We start from the raw sequence: 14,361 nt of genomic DNA on the forward strand, positions 1-14,361 counted from the left end.
CCCGGTCCCCGAGCTTGTCGAGGGGTCGAGTCCGGCGCCTGCGCAGCGCTGGGGTTCGACGCTTCGACAAGCTCAGCGACCGATTCCTGACCTGGAGATCGGGTCACAGGTGCGGCACCCCCTCGGACGCCGTGTAGTACCGCGCGTGACGGTAGTTCTTGCCGGCCGGCGACTCGAAGAAGGCGCCCTTCGCATCGGGATCGCTCGTCGTGATGGCGTCGGCGGGGACGACCCACACCGACGTGCCCTCGCCCCGACGCGTGTAGAGGTCGCGCGCGTTGCGCAGCGCCATCTCGGCATCCGGAGCGTGCAGCGAACCGGCGTGCACGTGCGAGAGCCCGCGGTTCGCGCGCACGAACACCTCGAACAGGGGCCAGGTCTCGCGGTCGGAGCCGCCGGGCGCGCTCATGCCGCCCCCTCGACGAGCTCGGGGAGCAGAGCCTGCTTGCGGGCGTACTCCGCCGCGGCCTCGCGCACCCATGCCCCGTCCTCGTGCGCCGTGCGGCGGTTGCGCTGGCGCTCCGCGTTGCACGGGCCGCGCCCCGCGAGCACCTCCTTGAACTCGTCCCAGTCGATCTCGCTCATGTCCCAGCGCTCGGTCTCCTCGTTCCAGCGGAGGTCCGGGTCGGGCAGCGTCACGCCGAGCACCTCGGCCTGCGGCACGAGCATGCCGACGAACCGCTGCCGCAGCTCGTCGTTGGAGAACCGCTTGATCTTCCACGCCATCGACTGCGCCGAGTTGGGCGACTCGTCGTCGGGCGGACCGAACATCATGAGCGACGGCCAGTACCAGCGGTTCACGGCATCCTGAGCCATCTCCCGCTGGGCCGGCGAGCCCTGCATGAGGGTCAGCAGGATCTCGAAGCCCTGCCGCTGGTGGAACGACTCCTCCTTGCAGATGCGCACCATCGCGCGGCCGTACGGACCGTACGAGGCACGGCACAGCGGCACCTGGTTGCAGATCGCGGCGCCGTCGACGAGCCAGCCGATCGCGCCCATGTCGGCCCACGTCGGGGTCGGGTAGTTGAAGATCGACGAGTACTTCGCGCGCCCCGTGATGAGCTGCTCGGTCATCTCGTCGCGCGTGATGCCGAGCGTCTGCGCCGCCGAATACAGGTAAAGGCCGTGACCGGCTTCGTCCTGCACCTTCGCCATGAGGATCGCCTTGCGCTTGAGGCTCGGCGCGCGCGTGATCCAGTTGCCCTCGGGCTGCATGCCGATGATCTCGGAGTGCGCGTGCTGCGAGATCTGCCGGATGAGCGTCTTGCGGTACGCGTCGGGCATCCAGTCGCGCGGCTCGATGCGCTGCTCGGCCGCGATGAGGGCGTCGAACGCCTCCTGGTCGGTCGTCATCGTCGACTCCGTTCCTTCCGTGAGCCCGTCGAGGGAATTACAGACCGTTCGTTCAGTAAGTCTACAACGGCGCTGATGGATGCCGGGGGGGCGGTCAGCGCAGATCGTAGACCCGCTTGTACTTGCCCTCGCTGCGGGGCAGCGTGCCGGGCTCCTCGAGGCGCACCGTGACCGTCGACCCGATGTGCTGCTTGATGCGCTGGGCGAGCACGACGGTCGCGGCCTCGCACACCTCGCGATCGAGCGACGGGTGCCGTTCGATGCGGACGGTCAAGGCATCCATCCGCCCCTCGCGCGTGAGCTCGAGGATGAAATGGGGTGTGAGCGTCTCGATGCCGAGGACGAGCTCTTCGATCTGCGTCGGGAAGAGGTTGACGCCGCGGAGGATGATCATGTCGTCGTTGCGGCCCGTGATCTTCTCCATGCGCCGCATGCCCGGGCGCGCGGTGCCGGGCAGCAGTCTCGTGAGGTCGCGCGTGCGGTAGCGCAGCACGGGGAACGCCTCCTTCGTGAGCGACGTGAAGACGAGCTCGCCGCGCTCGCCGTCGGGCAGCGGCTCGCCGTCGTCGCCGATGATCTCGGGCAGGAAGTGGTCCTCCCACAGGTGCGGGCCGTCCTTCGTCTCGACGCACTCGTTGCCGACGCCCGGACCCATGACCTCGCTGAGCCCGTAGATGTCGACGGCGTCGACGTCGAGCCGCCGCTCGAGCTCGGCGCGCATCTCGTTCGTCCAGGGCTCGGCGCCGAGGATCGCGATGCGCAGCGACGTCGAGCGCGGGTCGATGCCGGCCTCCGCCATCGCGTCGGCGATCGTGAGGAGGTAGCTCGGCGTGCACATGATGACCTCGGGCTCGAAGTCGCGGATGAGCTGCACCTGGCGCGCCGTCTGGCCGCCCGACACGGGGATGACGGTCGCGCCGAGCCGCTCGATGCCCGCGTGCGCGCCGAGCCCGCCCGTGAACAGGCCGTACCCGTAGGCGTTGTGCACCTTCATGCCGGGTCGCACGCCGCTCGCCCGCAGCGAGCGCGCGACGAGGGTGGCCCAGTTGTCGAGGTCGCGGGGCGTGTACCCGACCACCGTCGGCCTTCCCGTCGTGCCCGACGACGCGTGGATGCGCGCCACGCGATGCATCGGCACGGCGAACATGCCGAACGGGTAGGTCGAGCGCAGATCCTCCTTCGTCGTGAAGGGCAGCCGGCGGAGGTCGTCGAGCGAGCGGATGTCGTCGGGCGCCACGCCGGCCGCATCGAGCTTGCGCGTGTAGAGCGGCACGTTCTCGTACGCGTGCCGCACGCTCCAGCGCAGGCGCTCGAGCTGCAGCGTCTCGATCTCGGGACGGGTCAGCCTCTCCGCCGGATCGAGGCTCTCGAAATCGGCGGGCCGGGCGCGGTTCGCAGTCATCGTCGACATCGCGGGCTCCAGGTGGTGCGGGGGTTCAGGGCACGGGCGGGCGGTTCGTCGTGAGCGAGCGCCCGCGGAACTCGGCGACGACATCGCCCGTCTCGTCCGTCACGGTGACGTCGTACAGGCCGTTGCGGCCCGAGCGGGTGCGGCGGCGCGCGTCGGCGGTCAGGACCTGCCCTTCGACGGTGGCCTTGAGGAACGAGATGTCGGCGCCGGCGGCGACCGTGACCGACTCGTCCTCGTTGCACGCCATCGCGAACGCCGTGTCGGCGACGGCGAAGACGAACCCGCCGTGCGTGATGGCGAATCCGTTGGTCATGTCGGCGCGCACCCGCATCGACACGACGGCGTGGCCGGGCTCGTCGACGAGCACCTGCATGCCGAGCGCCGCCGTCGCGCGGTCGTTCTGCAGCATCCGCCGCAGCGCCGCCTCGGTCATCGCACGGCCTCGAGCGGCGCGGCCGCGGCATCCGGCTTGTCACCGGCCGCGGAATCGTCCTTCGCGACGAGCGTCAGCACGTCGTAGGTCGCCACGATCTCGTCGCGCTGGTTGAGGATCACGGCATCCCACCGCACCTCGCCGTAGTCGTCGGTCTCGCGCGGCGTGATCTGCTTCGCCGTGAGGAGCACGCGGATCGTGTCTCCCGGCGACACCGGCGTGAGGAACCGCAGGTTCTCCAGGCCGTAGTTGGCCAGCACGGGGCCCGGGTCGGGGTCGACGAACAGCCCCGCGGCCCACGAGACGAGCAGGTACCCGTGCGCGACGCGCCCCGGGAAGAAGGGGTTGGCGGATGCCGCGTCCTCATCCATGTGCGCGTAGAAGGTGTCGCCCGTGAAGTGCGCGAAGGTCTCGATGTCGTCGAGCGTGACCTCTCGCGACTCCGAGGCGACCTGGTCGCCGAGCTCGAGCTCGGAGAGCGGCTTGCGGAACGGATGCCGCCCGTGATGCACAGCGGCACCCTGATGCCATACTCCGGTCAGCGCGGTGAGCATCTCCGGCGACCCCTGCACGGCGGTGCGCTGCATGTAGTGCAGCACGGCGCGGATGCCGCCGAGCTCCTCGCCCCCGCCGGCACGTCCCGGTCCGCCGTGCACGAGGTGCGGCACGGGCGCGCCGTGGCCCGTCGACGTGCGGGCGTTGTCGCGGCTGAGGAACAGCACGCGGCCGTTGAACGCCGCGATGCGGCTCATGAGCTCGGTCGCGACGCCGGGGTCGTTCGTCGCGACGCTCGTGACGAGGGACCCGCCGCCGAGGTCGACGAGCGCCGCCGCCTCCTCGAGCGTGCGGTACGACAGGACGCTCGCGACGGGTCCGAAGGCCTCGATCTCGTGGACGGCGCGGGCGGAGGCATCCCCGAATCCCACGAGAAGAGGTTCGACGAACGCGCCCTCGGGGGCCGGGCCCGTCGACCCGTCGGCCCGGACGACGTCGGGAGCGTCGGTCGACCCGAGCAGCAGACGCCCGCCGGCGGCCTCGAGCGCACCGACGGCGCTGAGCACCTCGTCGCGCTGCTCGGCCGAGACGAGGGGCCCCATCGTGACGCCCTCAGCGTGCGGGTCGCCGATGACGACGCGCTGCGCGATCGTCGTGCGCACGGCGTCGACGAGGGCGTCGACCGATGCCTCGGGCACGATCGCGCGGCGGATCGCCGTGCACTTCTGCCCGGCCTTGGTCGTGAGCTCGACCATGAGCTGCTTGACATACGCGTCGAACTCGGGGGTGCCCGGCACCGCGTCGGGCCCGAGCACCGATGCGTTGATCGAGTCGGTCTCGCTCGTGAAGCGCACGCCCGGTGCCGCCTGCTCCCGCAGGCGGGAAGCGGTCGAGGCGCTCCCCGTGAATCCGACCACGTCGCCCAGCCGGAGGTGGTCGAACAGCCCGGGAACGCTCCCGCTCACGAGCTGCAGCGACCCCGCCGGCACGCGGCCCGTCTCGACGAGGATGCGCACCCACGCCTCGGCGAGATACGCCGTCGGCGTCGCGGGCTTCACGAGCGTCGGCACGCCGGCGAGGAAGGCGGGGGCGAACTTCTCGAGCGCGCCCCACACGGGGAAGTTGAAGGCGTTGATCTGCACGGCGACGCCGGGCAGGCGCGTGTAGACGTGGCGGCCGAGGAACGACCCGTCCTTCGAGAGGGGCTCGACGGGCCCGTCGAGGTAGACCTGCGCGTTCGGCAGCTCGCGGCGCCCCTTCGACGAGTATGTGAAGAGCACGCCGATTCCGCCGTCGACGTCGCTCAGCGCGTCCCGCTGGGTCGCGCCGGCGCGCTTGGACAGGTCGTAGAGCTCCTGCTTGCGGTCGGTGAGGGCGAGCGCGAACTCCTTGAGCAGCAGCGCCCGCTGGTGGAAGGTGAGTGCGCCGAGGGATGCCTGACCCGTCGTGCGGGCGTACCCGAGTGCGCCGGCGAGATCGGCGCCCTCCGCGCTCACGCGCACGATCGGCTCGCCTGTCGACGGGTCGCGGACGATCACCCCGCCCTCCGACGGCGCCCACCACTGATCGCACAGGTAGCTCGCGAGCATCCCGGTCATTCCTCACTCCATTCGTAGAATCCGCGGCCCGTCTTGCGGCCCAGCCGCCCCTCGGCCACCATCTGCCGCAGCAGCGCGGGCGGCGCGAAGCGCTCCCCCAGGCGCTGATGCAGCTCCTCGGCGATCACGAGGCGCACGTCGAGCCCGACGAGGTCGGTCGTGCGCAGGGGACCGACGGGATGCCGGTACCCGAGCTCCATCGCCGCGTCGATGTCGGCGGGCGATGCGACACCCTCCTCGACCATGCGGATGGCCTCCAGTCCGAGGGCGATGCCGAGCCGGCTCGACGCGAAGCCCGGGGCATCGCGCACGACGATGGGGGTCTTGCCGAGGGCCGCGACCCACTCGCGTGCGGCGTCGACGACCTCCGCCGCCGTCGCGTCGCCCGCGACGATCTCGACGAGCCGCGACACCGGCACGGGGTTGAAGAAGTGGAGGCCGAGGAACCTCTCGCGACGACGCAGCCCGACCGCGAGCTCGTCGATCGAGAGGGCGCTCGTGTTCGACGCGATCGCGGCGTCGGGGTCCACCGCGGCCTCGACGCGCGCCAGAGCGTCGATCTTGAGGGCGGAATCCTCCGGGACGGCCTCGACCACGAGCCCGCACGTGGCGAAGGCGGACGTCTCGGTCGCGGTCGACACCGCACCGATGAGGTCGTCGAGGGCGCGCTGCGTCGTGCCGCGGTCGACGGAGTGGTGCAGCGCGTCGACGATGCGGTTCGCGGCCTGCGCCGCGGCGGTCTCGTCGACCTCCACGACGACCACCTGCGCGCCGGCGAGCGCGAAGGCGTGGGCGATTCCGGCGCCCATGCGGCCGCCGCCGAGCACGCCGACACGGGCGGGCAGGGCTCCGGCCGCGCCGGACCGGCCGTGCGCGACGGTCGTGGCATCCGTCATGCTCGTCTCCTCTCCAGGAAGCGCGTCATGCGCTCAACCTTCTCGGGCCGTTCGAACAGCTCGGCCTGCAGCTCGAGCTCGATCGCGGGGTGGGCGTGCGCCGGGGCCCGGAGGGCCGTCTTCGTGTGGCGCGTCGCGAGCGGATCGTTCGCGGCGATGCGATCGGCGAGCGCGTGCGCGGCATCCATCAGCTCGTCCGGCTCGTGCAGCGAAGACAGGAGGCCCCACGCGAGCGCCTCGCCGGCGTCGAGGATGCGGCCGGTCAGCAGCAGCTCGGCGGCGCGCGCGTCGCCCACGATGCGCGGCAGGCGCCACGTCGCCCCCGCGGCCGCGATGATGCCCAGCCCCGTCTCGGGATTGCCGATGCGCGTGCGCGGCGTGCCGATGCGCAGGTCGGCGGCGAAGGCGAGCTCGGCGCCGCCGCCGAGCGCCCAACCGTCGACCGCCGCGATGACGGGCATCGGGAGCGCCGCGATCCGCTCGAAGGCGTGCGTGTTGATGCCCTGGCGCGCGTCGTCGGCGCGACGTTCGCGCAGCTGGGCGATGTCGGCGCCCGACGCGAACACGCCGCCCGCGCCGGTGAGGATGAGGATGCGCGGCTCCTGTTCGAGCTCGACGCAGAGGGCGTGCAGAGCGTCGACGGCCGCGAGGTCGATCGCGTTGCGGGTCGAGGGACGATCGAGCGTCGCCACCACCCGGTCGGGATGCCGCTCGACCCGCACCGGGATGCCGTCCGCCATCGGATGTGCTCCGTATCGTGATTGCTGACCGATCGTTCAGTAATAATGTCAGACAGCGGACCGATCGCCAAGGGGTCGGCCGCCGCGAGGCTCACGGAGCCGGATGGGAGACTGTGTCCATGTCCGCGCCCACCGCCGCCGAGACCTCGGCCGCCGCTCCGCGCCGGGGCCGCCCGGGCTACGACCGCGCGCAGATCCTCGAGATCTCCGTCGAGCTGTTCAACGAGCAGGGCTACGACGCGACCTCGGTCTCCGACCTCGCGGCACGCCTCGGACTCACCAAGTCGGCGCTGTACCACCACTTCGACTCGAAGGAGCAGCTGCTCGCCGAAGCGCTCGACGATGCCCTGGGCGCGCTCGAGGGCGTGCTCGAAGAGCCCGCCGCGACGACCGGATCTCCCGCCGAGCGCCTCGACGCCGTGCTGCGCTCAGCGGTGCGCGTGCTGAGCGATCGCCTCCCCACCGTCACACTGCTGCTGCGCGTGCGCGGCAACAGCCCGAGCGAGCGCGCCGCGCTCGACCGCCGCCGCGCGTTCGACCAGCGCGTCACGGCACTTGTGCGCGAGGCGCAGGATGCCGGCCTCGTGCGCGACGACATCGACGGCGCCGTCACGACGCGTCTCGTGTTCGGCATGATCAACTCGCTCGTCGAGTGGTACCGCCCCACCGGCCAGATCGACCGCGACCGGCTCGCGCACGACATCGTCACGATCGCGCTCGACGGGATGCGCACACGCTGATGCAGGGCACCGAAGGGCGGGCACCGATCTTCATCCGCACTCTCCGGCCCGACGACTGGCCGGCCGTCGAGGAGATCTACCGCCAGGGCATCGACGACGGAGAAGCGACCTTCGAGGCGACGACTCCCTCCTGGGAGGCCTTCGACGCCGGAAAAGTGCCGAGCCCGCGCCTCGTCGCGCACGACGCCGACGGCACGATCGCCGGATGGGCCGCAGCATCCCCCATCTCGGCCCGACCCGCCTACCGCGGCGTCATCGAGCACTCGGTCTACGTGCATCGCGCCGCACGCGGGCGCGGCATCGGCAGGATGCTGCTCTTCGCCTTCGTGGAAGCCGCCGACGAGGCCGGCTACTGGACGATCCAATCCAGCGTGTTCCCGGAGAACACCGCGAGCCTGCGACTGCACGAGGCTGCGGGATTCCGCCCCGTCGGGCGCCGCGAGCGGATCGCCCGCCTGGAGACGGGGCCGCGAGCGGGACAGTGGCGCGACACGATCATGATCGAGCGCCGCAGCCGCCGGAACGGAAACGACTGACCCCGCCCGGCGGGTGGAGAGTGGAGACATGACCGACAAGCCGACTGTCCTGTTCGTGTGCGTGCACAACGCGGGGCGCTCGCAGATGGCGGCGGGGTTCCTCCGCGCCCTCGCGGGCCATCACGTCACGGTGCTTTCGGCAGGGTCGGAGCCGACGGATGCGATCAATCCCGTCGCCGTCGAGGCGATGGCCGAGATCGGCATCGACATCACGGGGAACACGCCTCAGCTCCTGACCGTCGACGACGTGCGCGCGTCGGATGTCGTCATCACGATGGGCTGCGGCGACGCATGTCCGATCTTCCCCGGCACGCGCTACGAGGACTGGGAGCTCGACGACCCCGCGGGTCAGCCGCTCGAGGTCGTGCGCCCCATCCGCGACGAGATCCGGGCGCGCGTCGCGGCGCTCGTCCAGACACTCATTCCGGCGCCGCCCGGCAAGATCGGCGAGCCCGACGTACCCTCGCCCCGGATGACTCTCTGAATTCCCACTGACCGGGAACTGCCCTTCCCTCGGTCGCTCCTGAGCGTATCTTGAGTGTGGTCAGACCACATCAGATCGGCGGAGACCCCGCCCGCACAAGGAGGACATCATGACCACACACGCGGTGCACACCGCCGCCCCTGCCACAGCGCTGCGCACCACCGCCACCAAAGCACTCCCCCTGCAGGACACCATCGTCACGTCGGCCACGGGCCGCCGCACCCTCGCTCTCCTCCGGCTTGCGACGGGCTTCATCTTCCTCTGGGCCTTCCTCGACAAGACCTTCGGCCTCGGCTTCTCGACGCCGGTCGAGCGCGCCTGGATCAACGGCGGAACGCCCGCCCAGGGCTTCCTCATGAGCGAAGGCGTGACCGGCCCGCTCCAGCCCTTCTTCCAGGGCATCGCGACCCCGCTCGTCGACTGGCTCTTCATGGCCGGGATGCTCGGCATCGGCCTCGCCGTCATGCTCGGCGTGGGCCTGCGCATCGCCGCCGTCTCGGGTACCGCCCTGATGCTCCTCATGTACCTCGCCGAGTGGCCCTTCGCGGCCGGCGCCGGGTCGACCAACCCGCTCGTCGACTACCACATCGTCTACGCCCTCGCCCTGATCGTCGTCGCCGTGCTCGCAGCAGGCGACACCTGGGGCCTCGGTGCGAAGTGGAGGGCGCTGCCGCTCGTGCAGCGCAACCACTGGCTCGCCTGACGGCGTGCGGAAAGGGCGCGGAACCCACCCCCGGGGGTTCCGCGCCCTTTCGCGTGCCGGGGCCTGCGTGTGCGCTCAGGGGATGCCGCATTCGCGAACGGGACACCGTCGCGGTCGCTTCGCCCGTCGTCGGTGAATCTTGCTCTTGGGCCCGAAGCGCGTGGACCCGGAAGCAGGAGTGGCAGTGGGCAGGTTCCAATACGAGGACTCGGTGCGAGTGGACTTCGACGACCGCGTCCTCGCCCATCTTCAGACGGTCATGGGCATGAAACTGCGTCGCAGCGAGTCGTTCTACTTCACGTGGCGCGAAAGCGTCGACCTGGGCGGCGGCCGCACGTCGGTCTGGATCCACTCCCGCGCGGGCCTCGTCTTCAAATTCCACGGCAGCCGGATGCCGCGCCTGAACCGCACATGGCTCGACGCCCTCATGCAGACCGCGAACTCACCGGGCGGTCTCCAGATCATCCCCGAGCCCGCCGAGAACGGCGACGCCTCGCCCGACATCTGAACGTTCCCACGCTCGGCGACCCGTAGGATATCGGGGACCCCTCGCACAAACGGTCAGTCCGATGAGGCGAGGGTGATGGACGGCTATTCGCGGCGCATGGCGCGCACCTCCGATATCGATGAGGCGCGCCGATCGATGGACGATCTGTACCGCACCCCGATGGCGCTGACAGCCGATCCGACGCGCGACTTCCGCTACGAGATGGCCGTCGCCACCGAGACGGGATTCGCGGCTGCCGCGCTGCGGTTCGGCGCGTCGTGCCGCTCGGGCACCAACGCCTTCCCCGACGTCATGGTGGCCCATGCCGTGTCGGGGCGGCATCGCTGGCGCGTCGGGTCGGAGTCGGGACCGGGCTCGGTGCCCTTCATCGTGCCGCCCGACCGCGAGATGCGCGTCGAGTTCAGCAATTCGCACATTCGCACGATCGGGATCGACCCCGCCCTCCTGCGCAAGGTGGCGCAGTCCCTGACCGGCGCCGAGCCGGGCCCTCTCCGTCTCGACGGCGTCAACTCGGATGCCCGCCACCACGCGCTCGTCACGGAAGCTCTCCGCTTCGCGGAGGCGACGCTCGTCGGCAACGCGGGGCTGCGCGACGCGCCGCTCGCGCGCACGCAGATCGTGCAGCAGACGATCGTGTCGATCCTCACGGCGTACCCCATCATCGAGCTGGCCGCGCGCCGAGCCGACGCGGCGCCGCGGGCCGTGCGGCGCGCCGTGGCGTTCATGGAGGAGCACGCGCGCGAGCCCATCACGATGACCGACGTCGCGCTTGCGGCCGGGGTCTCGACGCGCGCGCTGCAGTCGGCGTTCCAGCGCCGGTTCGAGATGACGCCCTCGCACTACCTCCGGCGGCTGCGGCTGCGCTCCGTGCACGCCGAGCTGCGCAACGGCTTCGGGCCGCACGCGTCCGTCCGTGACATCGCGCGGCGCTGGGGATTCGTCCACGCCGGACGATTCGCGCGGCTCTACGCCGACGAATACGGCGAACGCCCGTCCGACACCCTCCGGCGCTGAGCCCGAGCCTCAGCCGGTCAGCCCCGATCCCGGGCTGAACGCCGCGAGGAAGCGGTCGCGGAACGCGTCCATGCGCCACACCGGGGCATCGGAGGACGGCCGCACCCCGGCATCCCATCCCCACGACGAGATGCTCGCGAACACCGTGGGATCCTTCGCGATGATCGTGATGGGCACGTCGTGGTTCGCGGCGGCCCCGCTCACGATGCGGGCGGGCTGGTGGTCGCCGAGCACGACGAGCACGAGGTCGTCGGTGCCGTACGTCTCGAGGTAGGAGAACAGCGCGCCGAGCGTGTACTGCACCGATTCCCCGTACAGCTGCTGCACGCGCTTCGGGTCCTGCCAGGCCACGACCGGCGCCTCGCCGGACGCTGCCTGCGCGGTGAAGACCGACCCGTCGCCGAGGTCGCTCCACGGCACGAGGCTCGGCAGCGGCGTCCACGGCGTGTGCGACGACACGAAGTCGATCTCGGCCATGAGCGGGGCATGCCCGGGGGTCAGCTCACGGTCGTGGAAGGTCTGCCACGTGAACTGGTCGGGCACGCGGGCATAGCTGAACGCGGGCCCGCGGTACCCCAGCGTGCGGGAGTCGAACATCTCGTCGTAGCCGTAGAACGACGAGCCGACCTGCCACGGCCCCTTGTTGGACGGCACGACGGCGACGGTGCGCCAGCCCGCATCGCCGAAGGCGCGCGCCAGCGTCAGCCGGCCCGTCGTCGTGAGCCGGTCGTACTTCTGCTGCGAGTCGATCCAGACACCGCTCTGCAGCGTCGAGTGCGCAAGCCAGCTGACACCCCCGAACGTCGGCGAGTCGAGGAACGCGCTCTCGGCCGTGTAGCCGGTGCGGTCGAGCACGGCCTGCCCCTGCGCGAGCGCGGCATCGACGCCCGGCGAGAACGTCGATCCTTCCACGGCGGAGCGCCCGTAACTCTCGAGGAACGCGACCACGACCGTCTTTCCGTGCAGCGCCGCGAGCAGCGAGGAGGGAGGGAGGGATGCCGCGGCGTCGGAGCGCAGCGCGCGCTCGAACTCCTGCCGGTCGCGGACGCTCTCGACGGCCCGCGACGACGTCGTCGCGATGGTGTCGGCGGCGTCGGCGGCGGCGAGCGGCACGCCGGGCACGGGGTGGGCCCCGAGGAGCGCCGCGAGGATCCACGCCGAGGCGAGGGTCGCCGCGATGAGGCGGCCCTGCCTGCCCGAGCTGTGCGCGGCGCGGCCCGCGCGCAGCGCCGCCGCCGCGAGGCCCACGGCGACCGCCACGAGCAGCGCGACGAGCCCGACGACCGCGGCCACGGCGCCTGCCGGCGTGATGGCGTCGGCGACGACGCCGACGGCGGCGCCGAGCTGCGGCCAGTCGTCAGCGGCGCTGAACGGCCGGTCGACTGTCGCCCGGAAGCCGGCGTCGAGCGCGGCGAACGCCGCCGCCGCCACGACGACGCCGCCGAAGAGAGCCGCCACCGCGATGCGCGCGCGTCGGGCGGGAAGGGCGAGGAGCAGCAGCACGACGGCGATCGCCTCGACGGGGAGTCCGGCGAGGGCGGCGGGCGATCCCGCCGACAGCACGCCCGGCACGAGCGGCGCGACGACGACGACCGCGAGGGCGGCGACCGTCGCGAGACGCGAACCCGCGGGCTCTCGCCGGCCGCCTGCCACCGCCGGCTCCGCTACGAGTGCGCGTGCAGGCGCGCCGCGGCCTCGGCGGCCTCGGCGACGGTCTGGGGGCAGCGGTCGGAGAGCGCATAGCGCAGCAGCACGACGTCGCCGATGCGGCGCGTGTCGGCGAGGCGCGCGCGGTGCTTCGCGGTCCACGGGAAGGGACCGGGCTCGACGAACCGGGGCGCGCGCTTCTCCCCGACGAAGAACGGCGCGACCACGAGCTGCAGCTCGTCGGCGAGCTCTTCGCAGAGGAACTGCGTGTGCAGATGCCCGCCGCCCTCGACCATGAGCCGCGCGATGCCGCGCTGCGCGAGATCGTCGAGCACGGCGGCCATCGTGACGCGCGGGCCGATGCCCACGATCGTCGCGAGGTCGCCGAGCGCGCGCGAGATGCGGGCGGCGCGGGACGCGGGGCAGTACACGAGCTTCTCGGCATCCCCCGCCGTGAAGAAGTGCGACTCGGGCGGCAGGTCGCCCGTCTCGGTGATCGTGACCTTCGCAGGCGACGCCGGCCGTCCCGCGGCGCGGCGCAGCTCCCGGCGCTCCTCGCTGCGCACGAGCAGGCGCGGGTCGTCGCGGCGGACGGTCGAGGCGCCCACCATGATGGCGTCGTTCTCGGCGCGCAGCTGATCGACCCGGTCGAAGTCGGCGTCGTTCGACATGGCGAGCTTCAGCGGCGCGGCGCTGTCGAGGTAGCCGTCGAGCGACATCGCGCAGCTGAGGGTGACGTAGGGCCTGGTCATGGCGACGATTCCTCCCCGGGAGCGGCGAGGGGACGGATCTCCACCGCGACCGCGGCGTGCCCGCGGCGGCGGGTGAGAGCTGCTGCCGCGACCACGGCAGCGCCGGGCGCGACGGCGATCATCGCCAGCACGCCGTACGCCGTGGACGCGGCGACGCCCGTCGCCGAGCCGAACCCGACGGCCGCGGCGGCCCAGCCGGCCACGCCCTCGCGCGGGCCCCACCCGCCCACGTTCAGCGGAATGGTGCCGGCCAGCACGGCGACGACGGCGACGGATGCCGTGCGCGGCGACGCCTCGAGTCCCACGGCTACTCCGGCCACGACGAAGGTCGCCACGTGACAGGCGACGACGACGGATGCCACCACGACGCCCGCGACGACCCGGGTCGACGCGAAGGCGCCGCGCACGAGCGCGAGCTCGCGGCGCAGCGCGGAGCGCACGCGGACGCTCGCCGCGGCGGCGACCAGGAGCGCGACCGAGGCGACGACGACCGCGAGCAGGACGGCGCCCACAGCGGGAGCGTATGCCGCGAGACCGGCCACCGCCAGTACTGCCGCGGCGAGCACGACCTGCACCGCCTGCCCGGCGGCCCGCTCGGCCGCGACAGCACGCGACGCGTTGCCGACCCGGCCGACGCTGCGGCCGTGCGCGACGGCACGATGCACGTCGCCGACGACACCTCCGGGGAGCACCGTGTTGAGGAACTGCGAGCGGTAGTACGCGGCGACGGCGCCGGCCTGCCCGATCGGCACCTCGAGGCCCCGCGCGATGAGCCGCCACCGCCACGCCGCGGCCGACGTCGCGATGGCCGCGAGCACGAGCGCCGCGACGACCGCCTGCCCCGAGACGGCACTCAGGCCCCGGAGGAAGGGATCCGCGCCCGCCTGCGCGATGATCGCGACGAGGATGCCGAATCCGGCGACGGCCTTCGCGATGGCGCGTGCCCGCGGCGACGCGAGCACGGCGCGCAGCGCCGGCCGCGTCGCGACGGGCCGCGCGACGCTCGTCATCGGGGCCTCCCGGCGCTGGTCATCGAGGCCTCCGGACGCTC

Annotated in this window: 16 protein-coding genes; 6 read left to right on the forward strand and 10 right to left on the reverse strand. The window is 72.1% G+C overall.

Features of this window, described 5'->3' with window-relative positions:
• Positions 1-103 precede the first annotated feature (103 nt).
• From paaB to ACH3VR_RS15920, 7 genes are all read right to left on the reverse strand, one after another.
• Positions 104-409 (reverse strand): 1,2-phenylacetyl-CoA epoxidase subunit PaaB, encoded by a 306-nt coding sequence (paaB, locus tag ACH3VR_RS15890; protein WP_345800373.1) that lies wholly within the window; start codon positions 407-409, stop codon positions 104-106.
• On the reverse strand, positions 406-1,353 hold the full coding sequence (gene paaA, locus ACH3VR_RS15895) for a 1,2-phenylacetyl-CoA epoxidase subunit PaaA (RefSeq protein ID WP_397557299.1): 948 nt from the start codon (positions 1,351-1,353) through the stop codon (positions 406-408). The genes paaB and paaA overlap by 4 nt, the downstream gene beginning before the upstream one ends.
• Positions 1,354-1,447: 94 nt before the next feature.
• Positions 1,448-2,764 carry a phenylacetate--CoA ligase PaaK gene (paaK, locus tag ACH3VR_RS15900; RefSeq protein ID WP_397557300.1) on the reverse strand — a complete coding sequence of 439 codons (1,317 nt, stop codon included), beginning with the start codon at positions 2,762-2,764 and terminating at the stop codon, positions 1,448-1,450.
• A gap of 25 nt (positions 2,765-2,789) precedes the next feature.
• Complete coding sequence (gene paaI / locus ACH3VR_RS15905) at positions 2,790-3,197, reverse strand: hydroxyphenylacetyl-CoA thioesterase PaaI (protein ID WP_397557301.1); 408 nt, start codon at positions 3,195-3,197, stop codon at positions 2,790-2,792.
• A complete protein-coding gene (gene paaZ / locus ACH3VR_RS15910; RefSeq protein WP_397557302.1) occupies positions 3,194-5,290 on the reverse strand; it encodes a phenylacetic acid degradation bifunctional protein PaaZ in 2,097 nt (698 codons plus the stop codon). The genes paaI and paaZ overlap by 4 nt, the downstream gene beginning before the upstream one ends.
• Complete coding sequence (locus ACH3VR_RS15915; protein WP_397557303.1) at positions 5,287-6,186, reverse strand: 3-hydroxyacyl-CoA dehydrogenase family protein; 900 nt, start codon at positions 6,184-6,186, stop codon at positions 5,287-5,289. The genes paaZ and ACH3VR_RS15915 overlap by 4 nt, the downstream gene beginning before the upstream one ends.
• Positions 6,183-6,926 carry an enoyl-CoA hydratase/isomerase family protein gene (locus ACH3VR_RS15920; RefSeq protein ID WP_397557304.1) on the reverse strand — a complete coding sequence of 248 codons (744 nt, stop codon included), beginning with the start codon at positions 6,924-6,926 and terminating at the stop codon, positions 6,183-6,185. The genes ACH3VR_RS15915 and ACH3VR_RS15920 overlap by 4 nt, the downstream gene beginning before the upstream one ends.
• Before the next feature lie 119 nt (positions 6,927-7,045).
• On the opposite strand from ACH3VR_RS15920, the gene ACH3VR_RS15925 reads away from it, so the two are divergent.
• The 6 genes from ACH3VR_RS15925 (at position 7,046) to ACH3VR_RS15950 (ending at position 10,911) form a co-directional block, all read left to right on the forward strand.
• Positions 7,046-7,666: a TetR/AcrR family transcriptional regulator gene (locus tag ACH3VR_RS15925; protein WP_397557305.1), complete on the forward strand. Its 621-nt coding sequence runs from the start codon at positions 7,046-7,048 to the stop codon at positions 7,664-7,666.
• Positions 7,666-8,202 carry a GNAT family N-acetyltransferase gene (locus ACH3VR_RS15930; protein WP_397557306.1) on the forward strand — a complete coding sequence of 179 codons (537 nt, stop codon included), beginning with the start codon at positions 7,666-7,668 and terminating at the stop codon, positions 8,200-8,202. The genes ACH3VR_RS15925 and ACH3VR_RS15930 overlap by 1 nt, the downstream gene beginning before the upstream one ends.
• A gap of 28 nt (positions 8,203-8,230) precedes the next feature.
• Positions 8,231-8,686 (forward strand): arsenate reductase ArsC, encoded by a 456-nt coding sequence (locus ACH3VR_RS15935; RefSeq protein ID WP_397557307.1) that lies wholly within the window; start codon positions 8,231-8,233, stop codon positions 8,684-8,686.
• A 109-nt stretch (positions 8,687-8,795) separates the two neighbouring features.
• Positions 8,796-9,389 (forward strand): DoxX family protein, encoded by a 594-nt coding sequence (locus ACH3VR_RS15940; RefSeq protein WP_397557308.1) that lies wholly within the window; start codon positions 8,796-8,798, stop codon positions 9,387-9,389.
• A 184-nt stretch (positions 9,390-9,573) separates the two neighbouring features.
• A complete protein-coding gene (locus ACH3VR_RS15945; RefSeq protein WP_397557309.1) occupies positions 9,574-9,897 on the forward strand; it encodes a DUF7882 family protein in 324 nt (107 codons plus the stop codon).
• Positions 9,898-9,972: 75 nt separating this feature from the next.
• Positions 9,973-10,911, forward strand: a complete 939-nt coding sequence (locus ACH3VR_RS15950) for a helix-turn-helix transcriptional regulator (RefSeq protein WP_397557310.1) — start codon at positions 9,973-9,975, stop codon at positions 10,909-10,911.
• 9 nt (positions 10,912-10,920) lie between these two features.
• Here ACH3VR_RS15950 and ACH3VR_RS15955 read toward each other — a convergent pair whose 3' ends face one another.
• From ACH3VR_RS15955 to ACH3VR_RS15965, 3 genes are read right to left on the reverse strand one after another with little or no spacing between them, the layout of a single operon-like run.
• Complete coding sequence (locus tag ACH3VR_RS15955; protein ID WP_397557311.1) at positions 10,921-12,564, reverse strand: alkaline phosphatase family protein; 1,644 nt, start codon at positions 12,562-12,564, stop codon at positions 10,921-10,923.
• Between the two features lie 11 nt (positions 12,565-12,575).
• Positions 12,576-13,310, reverse strand: coding sequence for a RibD family protein (locus tag ACH3VR_RS15960; protein WP_397557312.1), 735 nt, complete (start codon positions 13,308-13,310; stop codon positions 12,576-12,578).
• Complete coding sequence (locus tag ACH3VR_RS15965) at positions 13,307-14,320, reverse strand: lysylphosphatidylglycerol synthase domain-containing protein (protein ID WP_397557313.1); 1,014 nt, start codon at positions 14,318-14,320, stop codon at positions 13,307-13,309. Before ACH3VR_RS15965 ends, ACH3VR_RS15960 begins: the two co-directional genes overlap by 4 nt.
• Positions 14,321-14,361 lie beyond the last annotated feature (41 nt).

Source organism: Microbacterium alkaliflavum, from assembly GCF_044325405.1.
In the GTDB taxonomy this organism is placed as follows: domain Bacteria; phylum Actinomycetota; class Actinomycetes; order Actinomycetales; family Microbacteriaceae; genus Microbacterium; species Microbacterium alkaliflavum.